General features: G+C 39.7%; 18 protein-coding genes. 13 read left to right on the plus strand and 5 right to left on the minus strand.

Features of this window, described 5'->3' with window-relative positions:
• Positions 1 to 48: 48 nt before the first annotated feature.
• Positions 49 to 741 (plus strand): TMEM164-related integral membrane acyltransferase, encoded by a 693-nt coding sequence (locus ACFSY7_RS04955; protein ID WP_380147068.1) that lies wholly within the window; start codon positions 49 to 51, stop codon positions 739 to 741.
• Positions 742 to 849: 108 nt separating this feature from the next.
• Here the strand turns inward: ACFSY7_RS04955 and ACFSY7_RS04960 are convergent, their stop codons facing one another.
• Positions 850 to 2,013 carry an iron-containing alcohol dehydrogenase gene (locus tag ACFSY7_RS04960; RefSeq protein WP_380147069.1) on the minus strand — a complete coding sequence of 388 codons (1,164 nt, stop codon included), beginning with the start codon at positions 2,011 to 2,013 and terminating at the stop codon, positions 850 to 852.
• A 90-nt stretch (positions 2,014 to 2,103) separates the two neighbouring features.
• On the opposite strand from ACFSY7_RS04960, the gene ACFSY7_RS04965 reads away from it, so the two are divergent.
• Together ACFSY7_RS04965 and ACFSY7_RS04970 are read left to right on the plus strand one after the other, a co-directional pair.
• Complete coding sequence (locus ACFSY7_RS04965; RefSeq protein ID WP_380147071.1) at positions 2,104 to 2,574, plus strand: GNAT family N-acetyltransferase; 471 nt, start codon at positions 2,104 to 2,106, stop codon at positions 2,572 to 2,574.
• 36 nt (positions 2,575 to 2,610) lie between these two features.
• Positions 2,611 to 2,784 (plus strand): hypothetical protein, encoded by a 174-nt coding sequence (locus tag ACFSY7_RS04970; protein WP_158620944.1) that lies wholly within the window; start codon positions 2,611 to 2,613, stop codon positions 2,782 to 2,784.
• A gap of 157 nt (positions 2,785 to 2,941) precedes the next feature.
• Here the strand turns inward: ACFSY7_RS04970 and ACFSY7_RS04975 are convergent, their stop codons facing one another.
• Both ACFSY7_RS04975 and ACFSY7_RS04980 read right to left on the minus strand, forming a co-directional pair.
• Entirely contained in the window at positions 2,942 to 4,324 is a 1,383-nt protein-coding gene (locus ACFSY7_RS04975; RefSeq protein WP_380147073.1) for an FAD-binding oxidoreductase, read from the minus strand.
• A 123-nt stretch (positions 4,325 to 4,447) separates the two neighbouring features.
• Positions 4,448 to 4,618, minus strand: a complete 171-nt coding sequence (locus ACFSY7_RS04980; RefSeq protein ID WP_380147074.1) for a hypothetical protein — start codon at positions 4,616 to 4,618, stop codon at positions 4,448 to 4,450.
• A 203-nt stretch (positions 4,619 to 4,821) separates the two neighbouring features.
• Here ACFSY7_RS04980 and ACFSY7_RS04985 point away from each other — a divergent pair, with 203 nt between their 5' ends.
• Positions 4,822 to 5,982, plus strand: coding sequence for a M20 peptidase aminoacylase family protein (locus ACFSY7_RS04985; RefSeq protein WP_139991896.1), 1,161 nt, complete (start codon positions 4,822 to 4,824; stop codon positions 5,980 to 5,982).
• A 143-nt stretch (positions 5,983 to 6,125) separates the two neighbouring features.
• Here the strand turns inward: ACFSY7_RS04985 and ACFSY7_RS04990 are convergent, their stop codons facing one another.
• On the minus strand, positions 6,126 to 7,028 hold the full coding sequence (locus tag ACFSY7_RS04990; protein ID WP_380147075.1) for an ADP-ribosylglycohydrolase family protein: 903 nt from the start codon (positions 7,026 to 7,028) through the stop codon (positions 6,126 to 6,128).
• Positions 7,029 to 7,093: 65 nt separating this feature from the next.
• A complete protein-coding gene (locus tag ACFSY7_RS04995) occupies positions 7,094 to 8,395 on the minus strand; it encodes an aminotransferase class I/II-fold pyridoxal phosphate-dependent enzyme (RefSeq protein ID WP_380147076.1) in 1,302 nt (433 codons plus the stop codon).
• Positions 8,396 to 8,722: 327 nt separating this feature from the next.
• Here ACFSY7_RS04995 and ACFSY7_RS05000 point away from each other — a divergent pair, with 327 nt between their 5' ends.
• The 9 genes from ACFSY7_RS05000 to ACFSY7_RS05040 all read left to right on the plus strand — a co-directional run bounded on the left by ACFSY7_RS05000 (position 8,723) and on the right by ACFSY7_RS05040 (position 17,530).
• Positions 8,723 to 9,730 (plus strand): hypothetical protein, encoded by a 1,008-nt coding sequence (locus ACFSY7_RS05000; RefSeq protein WP_380147077.1) that lies wholly within the window; start codon positions 8,723 to 8,725, stop codon positions 9,728 to 9,730.
• 153 nt (positions 9,731 to 9,883) lie between these two features.
• Complete coding sequence (locus tag ACFSY7_RS05005) at positions 9,884 to 10,204, plus strand: ArsR/SmtB family transcription factor (protein ID WP_380147078.1); 321 nt, start codon at positions 9,884 to 9,886, stop codon at positions 10,202 to 10,204.
• Positions 10,205 to 10,214: 10 nt separating this feature from the next.
• Positions 10,215 to 11,186, plus strand: coding sequence for a cation diffusion facilitator family transporter (locus tag ACFSY7_RS05010; protein ID WP_380147079.1), 972 nt, complete (start codon positions 10,215 to 10,217; stop codon positions 11,184 to 11,186).
• A 151-nt stretch (positions 11,187 to 11,337) separates the two neighbouring features.
• Complete coding sequence (locus tag ACFSY7_RS05015) at positions 11,338 to 12,816, plus strand: multicopper oxidase family protein (RefSeq protein WP_380147080.1); 1,479 nt, start codon at positions 11,338 to 11,340, stop codon at positions 12,814 to 12,816.
• A gap of 133 nt (positions 12,817 to 12,949) precedes the next feature.
• Positions 12,950 to 14,254 (plus strand): Na+/H+ antiporter NhaC family protein, encoded by a 1,305-nt coding sequence (locus ACFSY7_RS05020; RefSeq protein ID WP_380147081.1) that lies wholly within the window; start codon positions 12,950 to 12,952, stop codon positions 14,252 to 14,254.
• A gap of 78 nt (positions 14,255 to 14,332) precedes the next feature.
• Positions 14,333 to 15,454: a M20 family metallopeptidase gene (locus ACFSY7_RS05025; RefSeq protein WP_380147083.1), complete on the plus strand. Its 1,122-nt coding sequence runs from the start codon at positions 14,333 to 14,335 to the stop codon at positions 15,452 to 15,454.
• Positions 15,455 to 15,598: 144 nt separating this feature from the next.
• Entirely contained in the window at positions 15,599 to 16,060 is a 462-nt protein-coding gene (locus tag ACFSY7_RS05030) for a hypothetical protein (RefSeq protein ID WP_380147084.1), read from the plus strand.
• A gap of 186 nt (positions 16,061 to 16,246) precedes the next feature.
• On the plus strand, positions 16,247 to 17,287 hold the full coding sequence (locus tag ACFSY7_RS05035) for a YeeE/YedE thiosulfate transporter family protein (protein ID WP_380147085.1): 1,041 nt from the start codon (positions 16,247 to 16,249) through the stop codon (positions 17,285 to 17,287).
• Positions 17,288 to 17,305: 18 nt separating this feature from the next.
• Positions 17,306 to 17,530 (plus strand): sulfurtransferase TusA family protein, encoded by a 225-nt coding sequence (locus ACFSY7_RS05040; RefSeq protein WP_126989503.1) that lies wholly within the window; start codon positions 17,306 to 17,308, stop codon positions 17,528 to 17,530.
• Positions 17,531 to 17,557 lie beyond the last annotated feature (27 nt).

The following is a 17,557-nucleotide window of genomic DNA, read 5'->3' on the forward strand; positions in this document are numbered from 1 at the left end:
TATACCCGCATTGTCTTTATTTGTAACGCAACGAAAGGAGGGAAACGTATGCCAACAACCGGCTTTTCATTGTACGATTCTTTTCATATAGGTTGGCTAGCATTTGGAATACTTGCGATTTGGTTTGTCGCGCATCAATATCGTTTAGCAACAGACGAGGCGCGAAAGAAAATTCGCATTGCTTTAGTCTGGGCACTTATTTGTGCGGAAATGATCCGCGATAGTTATATTTTCTTTCTTGAGACTTGGTCAATCCGTTCATTGCCACTAGATTTGTGTGGTATGGCATTAGTCGTTATTTTAATTTATGCTTACACGCAAAATAAAACGGTTGGCGAGTTATTATATAGCATCTTTTTACCGGGTGCATTCGCCGCACTCTTATTTCCGAACTGGACGCATCGTGAAATGTTTAGTTTTATGAATAATTATAGCTTTACGTATCATATTTTAATTGTGGCATTTATCATCATGCTAATTGCTTCAAAAGAACTACGCCCACAACCGAAAAACTTATGGAAACCGGCCTTATTTTTACTAATTTTAACGCCGATTATGTATATGTTTAACAAGCATTACGATACCAATTTCTGGTTTTTAAGCACACCATCAGCGGGCTCACCAATCGTGCCGCTTGAACATATTTTTGGGAATCCAGGCTATATTTTTGGCCTTGTTTTATTATTATTTATCGTGTGGCTTGTGCTTTATTTGCCATTTGCATTACGTAAGAAATCATAAAAGAGAATGTCATTTGATAGTGATGTGCAAAAAAAGAAGGAGTCGCGTTTTGGCGCGATTCCTTCTTTTGTTATGCTTATATATGGTTGTTTCAGGTTCATGTAATACTTAAAGAGCAGCTTTGAAAATCGCTTCTGCGTCAGAGGCTGTAACGGTCGCGAAATTTCCGAAATCCCCTTGACGCATCGCACGGTCGACAATGATATTAAGCGTCGAGTCGTCGATTTGATACGTAGCTAAATGTGTCGGAGCACCAATTGACTCCCAGAAGGCTTCAAGTGTTTCGATGCCTTTCATTGCTACTTCTAAATCACTTAATCCCGTCGTATTGACATTGAATACACGCGTTGCGAGCTTACGGAAGCGCTGTACATCCTCGTGAACATAATGGCGCATCCAGCGAGGGAATAAAATCGCTAAGCCGCCACCATGTGGAATATCGTGTACAGCAGAGACGGCATGTTCTAAATTATGCGTTGCCCAGTCGCCGCGATAACCCATATTTAACATGCCATTTAACGCCATTGTACTACCATACATTAAGGTAGCACGTGCATCATAGTTTTCAGGGTTTTTCAGCACATCGGGTGCGGCTTCCATAATCGTTAATAATAATCCCTCACACATACGGTCTTGAAACTCTGTATGGTCGGCCTCGTGGAAATAATGTTCGAGTACATGGCTCATACTATCGACAATGCCATAAATTGTTTGGTCTTTTGGTACAGAAAATGTATAGGCTGGATCTAATATTGCAAATTGTGGGAATGTTTTTGAAGAACCCCAGCCATATTTTTCTTTTGTCTCCCAATTTGTAATAACAGAGCCTGAATTCATTTCTGAGCCCGTTGCCGCCAGTGTTAAGACAACACCAAATGGTAGTGCATCACGCACTTTTGCTTTACGTGTCACAATATCCCAAGCCGTTGCATCGGTTTTCGCGCCTGCGGCAATTAATTTAACGCAATCAATTACAGAGCCACCACCAACGGCTAAAATAAAATCAATGCTCGTATCACGACAAATGCGGATACCTTTTTCAGCTGTATCGACACGTGGATTTGGCTCAACGCCACCTAACTCGACAATATTAGCACCTGCGTCTGATAACACTTTATAGACATCATCATAGACACCATTTTTAAAAATACTACCGCTTCCATAAACGAGTAAAACGTTTTTACCGTAATGTGTTAGCTCCTGCTCTAATTTTAAGATTTGTCCCTTCCCAAAATGAAGGCGCGTTGGATTATAATACGTGAAGTTTTCCATAAAATCCCTCCCTCTCTTCATAGTAAGAAATTGCACGCATTTGTACAACTAATTCGCACGCTTTATAATAAATAAAAAGGGGGAATCGACATGATTCGGCGAGCTACATATGAAGATATACCGATGATTCAAAAAATCGCCGTTGAAAGTTGGCGTCAAACGTATCAACAAATTATTCCACCGAAGCTACAGCAGCAATTTTTAGCATTTGATTATAATTATCGTCAATTGCGCCACCGCATTGATACGACGCTATTTTTCGTTGCGTTGCAGCAAGATGTCATTGTTGGCTTTGCTAATTTTTCAATAGGTACACGAAATGAGCTGGAGACAATTTATTTAAGCCCAACCGTTTTTAGTGAGGGGATTGGGCATCATTTATTGGTAACAGGAGAATCCTTCTATCCAGCAGGCACTGAGCTATACGTACGTGTCAATGCATTGAATGAGCGAGCGATTGCTTTTTATACAGCGCATCAGTTTACGTTCGTAGAGCAGCGCTTGGAGCAAATTGAAACGATTCAGTTTAGAACGAATACGATGCACAAAATCCTGCTATAACGTGATACAATCAACAAAGAAGAAGGGACGAACCACATGATGAAAAAAATGGCCATTCAGCTCGTATTTATTATCGTGATTATTGCGTATTTGATATATCATAATTTCAATTTACAAAATATAAACGGTGTTATTATTACAATTATGATAGGGCTTTGGGTACTAGCTACTGTGATGATGGTGACATTAGATCGTTCAAAACGAAGTTGATTGTTACTGTAAAAAAGAGGCTTTGACATACGTGTAAAAATAACCGCTCCTAGGAGCATAAGAAAAACCGGAATCGCGCTGTAGCGCGGTTCCGGTTTTTTGTTGCGAACGCTAGAAAAGGAACATGACGTTGTCGCAATCTCTTTTTATAGTTGAGTTATACTTCCGCAATTAATTTGCCTGGATTTAAAATGTTTTTAGGATCTAATGTGTGCTTAATGGCACGCATAACATTTAGCGATTCGCCGTGCTCGCGTGATTGATAAATCATTTTACCAACACCAACGCCGTGCTCACCTGTACAAGTACCACCATTTTCAAGACCAAACTCGACAAGACGTGCATTATAGGCTTTCGCACGTGCTACATCCTCTGGGTTATTTAAATCCATCATCACAAGCGAGTGGAAGTTGCCGTCACCGACATGTCCAAGAACGCCACCAATCATGCCCGTTTCATCAATTAATTGACGTGCAAATTCAATCGCATCCGCTAACACACCAATTGGCACCACGACATCGGTTGTCATCATTTTTTTGCCAGGATAGCCATGAATATAAGCATAAGCCAAATTATGACGCGCTTCCCATAGCTCATGACGCGCTTTATTATCTGTTTCAAAAAAGATTTCCAAACAACCATTATCATTCATGATTTCTGTTGTAAATTCGACGTCTTGCTTCAAACCTGCCTCATTACCATGGAATTCTAAAAATAATGTTGGTTTTACTAAGTAAGACGTTCCGCTATAGGCATTGGCTTGCTCCATTGATTGCTCATCAACTAATTCAATACGTGCAATCGGCACACCTGCTTGCAAGACCATTGTAGCCGCTTCAATTGCTTGACGAACCGTAGGGAATACAGCACGTGCCGCCATTTCAAATTCAGGAATACCATATACTTTTAATGTCAGTTCCGTAAAGCAACCAAGTGTGCCTTCTGAGCCTACGAATAAGCCATTTAAGTGATAACCAGATGATGATTTCGCGGCAAGATTCCCCGTATGCATAACACGTCCATCTGCAAGCACGACTTCTAAGTCCCGTACTTGGTCACGCATGACACCATAGCGAACTGCTGTTGTACCACTGGCATTCGTTGCGGCCATCCCACCAAGCGTAGCGTCAGCTCCTGGATCTACTGAGAAGAATAGGCCATGTTTTTTCAGTTCTTTATTTAATTGCATACGTGTGACACCAGGTTGTACACGCACTAATAAATCTTCAGGGCGCACTTCTAAGATTTGATTCATTTGGCTAAAATCAATTGTTAGCGTATGTGTTACTGGGATAATATGGCCCTCTAAACTAGAGCCTACACCAAAGGGGATAACCGCAATTTCATATGTATTTGCGACTTGCATAATTTTTGATACTTCCTCAGTCGTACGAGGGAAGACGACGATGTCAGGTAGAGCCATTTCATGATAGGATTCATCACGACCATGATTCTCACGGACTGTCTGATTTGTCGAAAGCTGTTCCTTCCCTAAAAAGGTCTGTAATTCTTCGAGGATTTTTTCTAGTTGAGCGTGCATCTATATCACCATTCCTTTTGAAAATTCGTTATTTTCTGATAATTATATCGTGAAATGGAAGATTTGAACAGTAAAAAACCATCATTCCTAAAAAGAATGATGGTTGACTGAACTATGGATAATTTACGATGCTTGTGGGCCTGGATTAACGACAGCGCTATGCGTTGACTGAATCAAAAGTAATAATTCTTTTAAAGCTGCTTCGATGTCTTCGAAATAGACAGATGCGTCAAGGAAAGCAGGGATTTCAACATTTGTGTCATACGGGTCAACAGCAATATTTTTAACATTCATAGCCATTCCTCCTAGTGCCTTTTCTCTATTATACCTAAAAAGACAGAAAATTTCAAACAAATTTTATTGTAAAATTTGTAAAACTTTGGTAAAAATAAAAGACTTAAAAAATTAAATTTTCTGAAATTAATTTGCTTTTTCATCGAAAGCATGATAAAGTAGTGTACATTTATAGCGAAATAGAAATTTAAGAGGTGACGCATGTGCAACAAGTGCTGGAACAACATAAACCATTTTTACGACAAGTATATGAACAACTACATGCTATTCCAGAAGTTGGCTGGCAAGAATATAAAACGACTGCGTATTTGGCAAAAATCTTACGTGATCAAAATTTCCATGTCACAACTTTTGAAGGTTCGACTGGCTTATATGTTGAAATCGGTGAAGGTGCGCCAGTTATCGGACTTCGCACAGACATCGACGCTCTATGGCAACAAGTAGATGGCGAGTTTCGTGGCAATCATTCATGTGGTCATGATGCACATATGACGATGGCAGTAGGAGTACTTTTACTATTAAAAGAGTTACACAACCCTGCATCAGGAAAAATTCGCGTCTTGTTTCAACCTGCTGAGGAAAAGGGGAACGGCGCATTATCTTTTGTAGAACGTGGTTTAGTTGATGGTATGCAGTTTTTATTTGGTATGCATATTCGTCCTGTACAAGAAATGCAAGATAATAGCTATAGCCCGGCACTTTATCACGGAGCAGCACGTTTAATTGAAGGCACCATTGTTGGCCAAGAATGCCACGGTGCACGCCCGCATTTAGGGAAAAATGCCATTGAAATTGGCTCAAGTCTTGTAACGGCTTTATCTCATATTCATATTGACCCGATGATTCCATCGTCTGTTAAATTAACAAGCTTCCAAGCAGGAGATATGCAAAATGCGAATACAATCCCTGGCATTGCGCGTTTTACGATTGACGCACGCTCCCAAACAAATGAAGGCATGGAACAGCTAATGGCCCAGCTACAGTTAGCAATTATGGGTGTTGAACAATCCCATCGCGCTAAAATTGAATTTGAGACGAAAGCAACGATTGTCGCAGCGGAGGTAGACGATACGGCTAAACAATTAATGAAGCAAGCCATTATTGATACATGTGGCTTAGATCATTTAGCGGCAGACGTCGTAACGCCAGGTGGAGAGGATTTTCATTATTATACATTGAAGCGTCCATACATTAAGGCGACGATGCTAGGTGTAGGTTGTGGCGTCACACCGGGCCTACATGATCCACATATGACGTACAATCGCGACCGTTTATTTACAGGTATTGAAATTATGACAAAAACCATTTTACATGCGGTAGCCTTTAGTCAGCGTAGCGTGATACAACGCGGTGCAACCTCTTAATAAAAAAAGAGGCTGGGACAAAACACGTCATTTTCCTTTTTTAGCGTTCGCAACGAAAAGCCGGAACCGCGCTACAGCGCGGTTCCGGCTTTTCTTATGCTCATATGAACGGTTGTTTTTATACGTATGTCCCAGCCTCTTTTTTACGATATTACTTGCTGCTCAAATTCGTGAATTAATTGCTCAATATCATCAATTCGCGCAAGCTCACGAATCCAGTGTGCGGGGATATGATGTAGACCGTAAAGCATACCAGCGAGTGAACCCGTTAGTGCGCCAACGGTATCTGTATCACTACCTAACTCAATTGCTGTGAAAATCGCCTGCTCATAGCTAGAAGACTGTGCCATGCTCCAGCAAACTGCTTCGAGTGTATCGATGACATAGCCGGAGCTTTTTATTGTTACTCTAGGTGCAGTTAGAATTGTTGTGTCCATTAGTCTTGCAAAATGCGGTCGCTCACCTTGGAATGTCATAAAATGTGGCTGTGTGTAGCGTTGTGCCAACTGAAAGCTATCAGCAAATGAATGACCATCTTTTAATGCTAAAACGATATGACCGAAGAATGTGCAACTTAAAATGCTCCGAATATGCAAATGAGTCAGTGCATAGCGGCGACTTAATTGGAATACGTCATCATGCGAGTTTGCTGCCAACATAACGGGTAAAATACGCATAAGGGCTCCATTGCCGTTTTGATGCTCATCACAAGGCAATTCCGTATCAAAGCCATATTGTAGCCACCGATCAATTGCATGTTTTGTTGTATTGCCGACATCAAAGCTTGCTTTTCGGTTATATGTCCAGTATCCATTATAAAGCCAATCACAAAACTTCTGCTTTAAGTCATCGATGTCACTATGCTCAATTTGATGGCGCATTGTACAAAATAGCATCGATGAATCATCTGAAAAACTACCTGCTGGTACGTCCCACGAGCCAAAGCCTTCATAATCTGTCACCGTAAAGGTATCGCGCGCACGAAATTCAAATGGTACACCCATAGCATCGGCAATTGCATGTCCAAGTATTGCTTGTCGAATCATCAAAAATCCCTCCTTTCTTTAAGCATACAAAAAAGCGCTGGCAAATGCCAACGCTTAAAAAAATGCTAGTTTGCTGCTTCGACTTCTTTTACAGCTGCATATAATAAATCGAATAATTCTTCGATGCCATCTTCTTCAATACAAGAGAAAGCAACGCGTAAATCCGTGTCACCAAGTGCAATCGCACCAACACCAAATTGTTCTAATGCTACTTTACGTAATGCATCTGAAGAGACAGTTTTAAGTTTTAAGCACATGAAGTAACCTGAGTTGAATGGGTAGTAGCTCCATGCATCATCATATTTACCACTATCAAGGACGGCTTTTGTTTTTAAAGCACGGCCTTTCATAATATCGAATTTTTGTTGTTTTTGTGCGTCGAATTCATTGCTTTCAAGCGCTTTTAAGACGAATGTTTGAGAAGGGTGTGGACCTGAAGAAATCGTTGCACGAATAATACCACGCGCTTTTTCTTCTAGTGCATGAATTACATCCTGTGATTGTGCAGCAAATGTAATGAACCCTACACGGAAGCCCCAAACGTATTCTTCTTTTGTAGCACCGTCGACTTTGATAGCTAATACATTTTCATGTACATCAGCTAATTTACCGAATAATGATTCTGTAATTGAATCCTCAAAAAATAATGAGAAGTAAGCATCATCCGTTACCGCCACAACTTTTACGCCTGTTTCTGCCGCTTCTTTAATCGCTTGTACGATTGATTCACCTTCAGCAGCAGTAGGTGTGTAACCAGTTGGGTTGTTCGGGAAGTTTAATAGAACGATGGCTTTACCAGTCGCATCTTTTTGTGCAATGATTGTTTCTTTTAATGCCTCGGCATTGAAAAGACCTTGTTCATTATAAAGTGGGTATGTAACGACGTTTGCGCCGCGGCGAATGCCGAATACCATATCGTAGTTTTCCCAGTTTTTATCGGGAATGATGAGGGCATCATTTGTATCAGCAAATAAATCTGCGACAATTGATAAACCATGTGTTAACGCATTTGTTACGATTGGTGTACCGAAAGTTTTGCCTTCTAATGAAGGATTTTCTTTCAGCATTTTTTTACGCCATGCTTGGCGAAGCTCTGCTTTTCCTTCTGGAGGAGCATATGGGTATAAATCTTTTGGCTCGTATGCAGAAAGTGTATCTTGAATGACTTTAAGGTGCATCGGTTTGCCATTTTCAAGTGCAGTACCAATTGTTGCATTGTACTTTTTAGCTGATTTTGCTTCAGCAGATTGCGATAAAATACCTTCTGTTGGGTAGTACATTTCTTTACCAAGGTTTGAAAGCATGTCCAAAACAGTTGGTGCTTGTTGTTGTAATGTGTCGTTTAATTGAGCTGCTAATTTATGCATAAACGTCGCCTCTTTTTCATAATAGTATGCAGGTTTGTAATGGGACGCATAAAAATAGAATTATAGAAATTATCGAATAATTTTATAAGCAGGTCTACTTTCATTCGTGTTTTGCGTGAGCCTCGCCATTACTCTCCTCCATAATAAGGTCTAAATGCCGTAAAATCAATGATTTATCGTGAATATAGAAAATTTTTCTATTCCCGTTAGCCATTCATTAATGATATAATTTTGAAAATTTTGAATTACGGAATTTGTATTTTTCATAGAAGTGGCATGAAAATCATGCTAGAGAAAAACAATCATCCCGTATAAGGAGGGATTTATATGCAATTTGAAGAAGCGTTTCATCTAAGTGTGGAAAAGATTTTACAAGGAAATCGTGAGCAGGCGCACTCTTTTGAACAATGTGCACAAGCATTGTATGATTCCCAAAAGCATGCCGACTTTTTTTCAGTAGATGGTTATAAAAAATACATCGTGCATAAAACGGCGAACTATACACTTGAATTTTATAAATGGCAGGGCATCGCTCGGGGGATTGTGGCAGCATTTGATACGGTGGAATTAACCGTAGATGATCCGATTTTTTCAACATATTATATTAATAATCAACAATTAGACATCGTTGCATTGCGACGTAATCGCATCGACTATTATTATGAAGATATTTCACAGGCGCACTACAAGGCATTAACAGCCGCTATTTTTAAAAATTATAATAAGACCTTTGCTTATGGCACGAGCCTTGCTGGTTATTGTGCGCTGTATTTAGGTGCCGTTATTCCATCTGTACAAATTTTGGCATTTTCACCTCGAAATTTAGGAAAGCAAGCGTATAAACAATTTCCGATTGTTAGCGCACCCGTTACCTTATTACTCGATATAAAAAATGTGACAGATGGGCGATTTTATGAAGAAAATTTAAAGAATACACTACTTCAATGCACAGTTTTAGCGCTACCATATGCAGGGCACCGGGTCCCACTTTATTTAAAGGAGGTAGGACAGCTTCGTCATGTGTTTGAACAATTTTTTGCAGAACAGCCCATTACTTTAGAATTTCCTCGTAGTCGGCGTCATGAATCTGCTGAATATATGATGAATTTAGCGAGGCGCCTGCGTAGGCATCAGCATTATAAATGGGCGCTAGAAGCAAGTGAGCACGCGCTACGCTTAGCTCCTAGCCTTGACCGAGCGCTTTATGAGCAGGCATTAATTTTACATGAAATAGGCGATGTAGCAGCCGCCATTACTTGCTTAGAAGAAGCCATCGAAAAGGGAACTACATTACTAGAAATCCCCAAAACCTTGGCGTTATTTCGTGCCGAATAGATGCAGTGAAACAGTGTGTACGATGGTATTGGTAAGCGGCGCTGTTTTTAGTTTTCGATTAGTAAATCGATGCATGAAATACATTGACAGAAGCGTTAAGCCAAAATATACTATATATGAACATATAATCATATAAGCATAAGAGGTGATGGTATGGATGTACAACCAACGATAGATTTCACGCAGGAATTAGATGAAGAAACGTTATTTATCGTGTCGCAAACATTTAAAGCGATTAGTGACCCGACGCGTATTCGTATTTTATATTTGTTGTTTGAGCGAGAATATGCAGTGAATGAAATTAGTGACGAGTTAGCATTAAAACAATCGACTGTGTCACATCAATTACGATTTTTAAAAAATATGCGTCTTGTAAAATCTCGTCGAGAGGGAACAAGCATTTATTATTCACAAGCTGACAAGCATGTCATGCAAATATTAAAACAAATGATTGAGCACGCCGCTCACTGCTAGGAGGAGTTTTATGGGACACTCACATGAGCATGGTCACGGTGGCCATGGACACGACCATACACATGGCGCAAACAAAAAAACATTATTAATTGCCTTTATTATTATTACGGCCTACATGGTCGTAGAAGTAATCGGTGGCTTTATGACCAATAGCTTGGCATTATTATCTGATGCAGGGCATATGCTAAGCGATTCGATTGCACTTGGTGTCGGGGTTGCCGCTTTTGCGATGGCCGAAAAAGTAGCGAATACGACGAAAACATTTGGCTACAAACGATTTGAAATTTTAGCAGCTGTTTTTAACGGTGTTACGCTAATTGCAATCGCCATTTTTATTTTCTTCGAGGCAATTCAGCGCTTTATGCAACCAGCAGAAATTGCGACAACTGGGATGCTGATTGTGGCTATTATTGGCTTGCTTGTGAATATTTTAGTAGCATTCATTTTACTACGTGGTGGCGATACACATGATAATTTGAATATGCGTGCAGCATTGGCGCATGTCATCAGCGATATGCTAGGCTCATTTGGTGCTATCATTGCCGCACTGCTTATTATGGCATTTGGCTGGAGTTGGGCGGATCCGTTAGCGAGTATTATTGTTGCGGTACTTGTTTTACGAAGCGGTCTTGCCGTAACAAAAGATTCGGTTCATGTTTTAATGGAAGGAACACCAACAAATGTAGTGTTTGATGACATCGTTAAAACGATTGAGGAGACATCTGCTGTAAAACGTCTGCATGATTTGCATATTTGGACGATTACAAGCGGTACGAATGCACTGAGCTGTCATATCGTTGTAGATGATAATTTAACGATTCGTGAAACACAAAAAGTATTAGACGATTTAGAGCATAAATTACAGCATAAAAATATTACACATATAACGGTGCAGTTTGAATCAAGTGAATCAACGCATCATAATGAATTGATTTGTGATTTAAACGAAGAACATCATCACGATCATGACCACGCACATTAAATAAGCCAGAGCTAGAAAAATATGTCCATCTTAAAAGAAGGAGCTGTGTTGCCGCACAATTCCTTCTTTTTTCTGGAATTGTCGATAGTTGTTCATATACAATTCATATTTCTTCGGTATACTATAGTCACAATGAAAGGGTGGAGAAGACGTGAAGAAAACACTCATCGCATCACTACTTGTCGGCACAGCATTATTAGCAGCATGCGGCAATGAAGATGGAGCAACAGATCATACAACAGGCGCCTCAGAGCATCAACATTCGATGGCGAATACGCATCAAAATGGCTCGATGGACCATGAGCAGCTCGTATTAAAGGACAATAAAGGAACAAATACATTAATATTTCCAGCAATATTGAAACCCGATAGTGAGAAGGGAAAGAATGTCGAATATTCGTTAACAGCACAAGCCGGTACAACGGAACTATTCAACGGCTATGAAACAAAAACATACGGCTATAACGGTAATCTACTTGGTCCGACATTACGCTTAAAAGAAGGCCAGCATGTGACGATTCACTTAAAAAATGATTTACCTGAAGCAACAACATTCCACTGGCATGGGTTAGAAGTTTCAGGTAAGGCAGATGGAGGACCACATGCTTTAATTGAACCAGGTGAGGAAAAAACAATTCAATTTACAGTGACACAACAGGCGGCCACACTTTGGTATCACCCGCATCCAATGGGCAATACAGCACAGCAAGTGTATAAAGGATTAGCTGGGCTGTTATATATTGAAGATGACAATGTAGAAGCGCTTAATTTACCAAATGATTACGGTAAAAATGATTTCCCAATCATTTTACAAGATCGTGCATTTGTTGAAGGAAAGCAGCTCGATTATAGCAAAGTAGCGAATAGTGACGGCACTTATGGGGATACGATGATGATCAATGGTGTCATTAATCCGGTGCTGAAAACGGATAAGAAATTAGTGCGCCTACGTATATTAAATGGCTCCAATGCGCGCAATTACAACGTCCATTTTGATAATGATATGGCCTTTACGCAAATTGCGACAGATGGTGGCTTTTTAAATAAACCACAAAAAATGAAGGAATTATTATTAGGTGCGGGCGAACGTGCAGAGATTTTAGTCGATTTATCAAAAGTAAAAGAAAAGCATGTGTCGTTAGTGAATGACCAAAATGTTGTGTTATTACCGATTGATGTAAGCGATACTAAATCGGCAGTGAACGCATCGACAAAGCTAAATACGATTAAAGTAGACAAAGCGCTTCTAGAGCAACAACCAACAAAAGTTGTCAAAATGGAAGGCATGCGTGAGAACGTGACGATTAATGGCAAAAAATTTGATGAAAAGCGTGTTGATTTCACACAGAAAAAAGGTGAAACAGAAGTCTGGGAAATTGACAATGCTATTACCGATGAAGGCGGTATGATTCATCCTTTCCATATTCATGGTACACAGTTTTTAGTACTAAGTGTGAATGGTGAAAAGCCAGAGCCAAGCTTACAAGGCTATAAAGATACAATCACGTTACAGCCTGGTCAAAAAGCGCGTATTGCGGTTAAATTCCCATACGAAGGGATGTATATGTTCCACTGTCATATTTTAGAGCATGAGGACAATGGTATGATGGGCCAAATTGAAGTGAAGTAGTACAAAAAAAGACGCGTTTTTATGCGTCTTTTTGCATTTATATATAAAAAAATTGAAAAAACAAAAAATTTACACTGTTCTTGAATTGGCGTATGATATAAACTGTCTTATTTTTAATTAATGGAGGAATGACATGCAGCGAGCAAATAAATGGGCGCTATTGCCCTTCGTTGCGTTTATCGTGTTATTTATTGGCACAGGGGCGATTAGTGGTGACTTTACGGCAATGCCGTTAAATGTTGCGGTATTAATTGCCTGTATAATTGCCTTTTTGATGAATCGACAAGAAAAACTAGCAACGAAAGTAGAAATTTTTACGAAAGGTGCCGGCAATTCAAATGTGATGTTGATGGTCGTCATCTTCGTGTTAGCAGGAGCCTTTTCAAGTGTTGCGAAAGGGATGGGAGCCGTTGATTCAACGGTAAACTTAGGTTTAGACTTTGTACCACCAAGTTTATTATTAGTAGGTCTGTTTATTATAGGATGCTTTATTTCCGTATCAATGGGAACATCGATGGGGACAGTAGTCGCGCTTGCGCCAATAGGTGTTGGGATTGCAGAAAGCACAGATATTCCGATGGCACTCGCTATGGCGACGGTTGTTGGTGGTGCAATGTTCGGGGATAATTTATCGATTATTTCAGATACAACGATTGCTGCCGTACGTACGCAAGGTACGAATATGCGTGATAAATTTAAAGTGAACTTCTTTATCGTGTTACCAGCTGCGATTTTAACTTGTGTTATTTTATATTGGTTAACAGCAGGCAGTAGTGCAGATGCTATAGAAGTAGCAAAGTATTCATTTGTAGAAGTGTTACCGTATTTAATTGTTTTAATTGTAGCGTTAGCAGGCTTAAATGTTATGCTTGTTTTAGTCATCGGTATCGTATTGTCTGGTATTATCGGTTTTATGAATGGCTCGTATACATTTTTAACATTTATCAAGGCTGTAAGTGACGGTGTGATTGGGATGGAAGACATTGCGCTTATTGCGATTTTAATTAGTGGTCTCGTAGCACTGATTGAACATCATGGTGGTCTAGCATATTTACTAGAAGTCGTGTCAAAACGTGTCAAAAAGAAAAAAGGTGCTGAATTGGGGATTGCTTCATTAGTATCAGTTGTTGATATTGCGACGGTAAATAATACCATTGCGATTTTAATGGCTGGTCCATTAGCAAAAACAATTGCTGATAAATATGAGGTGGATCCACGTAAATCAGCGAGTTTACTCGATATTTTCGCCAGTTTTTGGCAAGGGTTATTACCGTATTCACCGCAATTACTAGCTGCTGCTAGTATTGCCGGTGTTTCGACAGTTGGTATGTGGCAAGTGTATTCAATTTATCCACTATTGATGGGTGTGATGGCGCTTATTGCAATTTTAGTCGGCTATCCCGCATTAAAGAAGAAAAAGAAAACCTCTCATAAATAAAAAAAGAAGGAATTGGGCTACTGACAGCTCGATTCCTTCTTTTTTTGGGGTATAGAAGGCAATAAAGGAGTGGTAAAGATGACTGGAATTTATGATTATATGACAATGCATATGAAAGAGATTCAACAAGACATTTTAACGCTCGTTCAAAAAGAATCCCCATCGATAGATCGTGATGCTGCCAATCAATGCAAAGAGTCAATCCAACAATTGCTAATGCGTGAATTCAAACAACGTGCAGAAGAAATTCCGCAACAAGAGCATGGTAGCCATCTGCGTTTTGATTATGGAGATGGCGCAGAACAATTATTACTAGTTGGACATTATGATACGGTGTGGAAAAAAGGAGTTTTTCCAATAAAACAAGACGGCGATAAATTGTATGGACCTGGTATTTTAGATATGAAATCGAGTATTGTGATGGCGGTTTGGGCATTGAAAGCTTGTAGAGAATTAGAGATAGGTATCCCTTATAAAATCGTCTGTATTTTTAATAGTGATGAAGAAGTTGGTAGTAAAACATCGCGTGAATTAATTAAGGAAGAGGCGAAAAAAAGTAAAGTAGCACTCGTGCTAGAGCCACCAGAGGCAAGTGGTGCGCTAAAGACAAGTCGAAAAGGCATTTTATCGTATGATATTGAGATCACTGGAAAGGCGGCGCATGCAGGGAATGCATTTACCCTAGGCGTTAGTGCTATTATCGAAGCGGCGAAGCAAATTGAACATTTAAGTCATTTGACGGATTTAGAACTTGGCACAACCGTTAATATTGGGACTATTCAAGGTGGTAGTGCCAAAAATGTCGTTCCTGAGCGTGTTCACTTAGGTGTTGATGTGCGCGTGCTCACGAAGCATCAACAAAGTCATATCGAGCGCTTTTTTAAACAGTTAAAACCAACGCGTAAAGACATTACATTAACCGTTACAGGCGGTGTCGATCGTCCACCAATGCCACGTTTGGATAGCACCGAGCATATTTTTGATGAAACATATGCTATTGCTGGAGAACTTGATTATATTGTAAAACAAATTGCGGCAGGTGGAGGCAGTGATGCGAATTTTACGAGTGAGTTTACGCCAACATTGGACGGTTTAGGGGTTATTGGTGAAGGTATGCATGCGAGTAATGAACATATTGTGTTATCAGAAATTCCAAAGCGCTTTGCGTTATTGGCCAAATTAATAACGGAATTAAAATAATGCTGTTACTTTTTGTAGAAATTGTGTGGATTGTCGCACAATTGAAGAAACGTGTCATTTTCCACTGTAATGCGACTGTTAGAGTTGAAATAGAAAAGCTATAATAGAGAAGAACTGAACGATAGATAAGGAGAGATTTAGATAATGAAAGGTTTAAAATGGGCATTTGCAACATTTGCAACAACAGGGCTATTACTAGCTGGTTGCGGTGAAGATGTCACACAACCACCCAAAAGTGAGTTGATGACAACGAATAATAAAGATAAAGGTGTTTTAGGCGATTATTGCTGGGAAGTAGAAGGAAAAGAAAACTGCGAAAAAGGCGAGGACATCGTTGAAACATTAGAAAAAGCAGAAGCTATTCCAGCAACAATGGGGACAGCGTTAACATTCGCAATTGATAGTAAAGATCGTCCGACTTCAGGTGAACTAGAATGGGTTACAGAAGAAGGAAAAAAAGGGAAAGAAAAATTAAAAGGTTCTTTATTATTCGCACCGCAAGATAAAGGTATTTATTATTACACGTATACAGCGAAATGGGACGGCTCTGGTAAAAAAGGATATAAAGGTGAAGCGGAATATTATTATAAATTACGCGTTCAATAATTTGCAAAAAAGGAAAAACTTGAAAAAGTTTTTCTTTTTTCTTTTTGCTTCAACTACTCGATTTTACATAAAACCGCTTAATTATAAGTAAACTTGTAGGAAATGTATAAAATCACGTTGCAATATTCAAATGATTTACTATAATAAATCATATAAAATTGCTGGGTTTTGAAGGAGTTTAGATGAATGACATTTATGATTTTAACAGGTCTATTTGTAGGTGCCCTATTAGGCTTCGTGTTGCAACGTGGTCGCTGGTGCCTAACGGGTGGTTTCCGTGATATGTATATCGCAAAAGATAATCGTATGTTTTATGCGTTATTACTGGCAATTACTGTACAAAGCGTTATGGTTTACGCGTTAATTGCTGCTGGAAAAGTTCAATTTACAGCAGGCACATTTTCATTAGTTGCGATTATAAGTGGTGCTTTTGTATTTGGTATCGGTATTATTTTAGCGGGTGGCTGTGCGACCGGTACTTGGTATCGTGCGGGTGAAGGCCTTATTGGTAGTTGGGCTGCACTTGGGTTTTATATGCTGACAGCAGCGATGATGAAAACAGGTGTACTTGCAGGGATTACAACATCTGTATCTTCTGTAGGTGTCGTTAATAATTCGATGGCTGAGACACTTCATGTGAACACATGGATACTGATTGCTGTGCTTGTGCTTGTTGTGTCAGTAGTGCTAATAAACTATGCACGTCGCCCAAAAGTGAAAATTCCACAATTAAAGCCAAAAAAATCAGGACTTGCGCATATTTTATTTGAAAAGCGCTGGAGTCCCTTTGTAACAGCTGTACTTGTCGGTCTAATTGCCGCAATTGCATGGCCTGTATCAGAAGCCACAGGTCGTATGTTTGGCCTTGGTGTTACGGTACCGACGGCTAATATTTTACAATTTGCAGTAACAGGAGATAATCAATTTTTAAACTGGGGTATGTTTTTAGTATTAGGTTTGTTTATCGGTTCATTTATTGCGGCGAAAGCAAGTGGTGAATTCCGCTGGCGTGTACCAAATGCTAAAACGATGGTGACAAGTTCAGCAGGTGGCGTTTTAATGGGTATTGGTGCAAGTCTTGCAGGTGGATGTTCAATCGGTAACGGTTTAGTAATGACAGCAATGATGACTTGGCAAGGCTGGATTGCGCTAGTATTTATGATTTTAGGCGTTTGGGTAGCGTCATACTTTGTGTTTGTACGCCCAACAAAACAACGCGCCGCTTAATTTAAGGAGGAAATAATAATGAAAAAAGTATTAGAAACAGCAGGGAAAGTTTGTCCATTCCCGTTAATCGAAGCAAAAGATGCGATGAAAGACTTACAATCAGGGGACGATTTAGTTATCAATTTTGACTGTACACAAGCGACAGAATCAATTCCACGCTGGGCTGCAGAAGAAGGTCATACCGTATCAAACTATGAAGCATTAAGCGATGCTGCATGGACAATTACTGTGACAAAAAAATAATTTTTAAAAAAGGAAGTGCGATGAATC

This window comes from Kurthia populi, from assembly GCF_042686175.1.
Lineage (GTDB): Bacteria > Bacillota > Bacilli > Bacillales_A > Planococcaceae > Kurthia > Kurthia populi.

Coding starts and splice junctions, on each gene's coding strand:
- ACFSY7_RS04975 (WP_380147073.1), bottom strand. CDS start 4,324: ATGCACGCTCAACTAGAAAAAATCCTCGAAGAATTACAGACCTTTTTA.
- ACFSY7_RS05005 (WP_380147078.1), top strand. CDS start 9,884: ATGGATGTACAACCAACGATAGATTTCACGCAGGAATTAGATGAAGAA.
- ACFSY7_RS05035 (WP_380147085.1), top strand. CDS start 16,247: ATGACATTTATGATTTTAACAGGTCTATTTGTAGGTGCCCTATTAGGC.
- ACFSY7_RS05030 (WP_380147084.1), top strand. CDS start 15,599: ATGAAAGGTTTAAAATGGGCATTTGCAACATTTGCAACAACAGGGCTA.
- ACFSY7_RS04995 (WP_380147076.1), bottom strand. CDS start 8,395: ATGCATAAATTAGCAGCTCAATTAAACGACACATTACAACAACAAGCA.
- ACFSY7_RS04990 (WP_380147075.1), bottom strand. CDS start 7,028: ATGATTCGACAAGCAATACTTGGACATGCAATTGCCGATGCTATGGGT.
- ACFSY7_RS04955 (WP_380147068.1), top strand. CDS start 49: ATGCCAACAACCGGCTTTTCATTGTACGATTCTTTTCATATAGGTTGG.
- ACFSY7_RS05010 (WP_380147079.1), top strand. CDS start 10,215: ATGGGACACTCACATGAGCATGGTCACGGTGGCCATGGACACGACCAT.
- ACFSY7_RS04980 (WP_380147074.1), bottom strand. CDS start 4,618: ATGAATGTTAAAAATATTGCTGTTGACCCGTATGACACAAATGTTGAA.
- ACFSY7_RS05000 (WP_380147077.1), top strand. CDS start 8,723: ATGCAATTTGAAGAAGCGTTTCATCTAAGTGTGGAAAAGATTTTACAA.
- ACFSY7_RS05040 (WP_126989503.1), top strand. CDS start 17,306: ATGAAAAAAGTATTAGAAACAGCAGGGAAAGTTTGTCCATTCCCGTTA.
- ACFSY7_RS05025 (WP_380147083.1), top strand. CDS start 14,333: ATGACTGGAATTTATGATTATATGACAATGCATATGAAAGAGATTCAA.
- ACFSY7_RS04965 (WP_380147071.1), top strand. CDS start 2,104: ATGATTCGGCGAGCTACATATGAAGATATACCGATGATTCAAAAAATC.
- ACFSY7_RS04960 (WP_380147069.1), bottom strand. CDS start 2,013: ATGGAAAACTTCACGTATTATAATCCAACGCGCCTTCATTTTGGGAAG.
- ACFSY7_RS05020 (WP_380147081.1), top strand. CDS start 12,950: ATGCAGCGAGCAAATAAATGGGCGCTATTGCCCTTCGTTGCGTTTATC.
- ACFSY7_RS04970 (WP_158620944.1), top strand. CDS start 2,611: ATGATGAAAAAAATGGCCATTCAGCTCGTATTTATTATCGTGATTATT.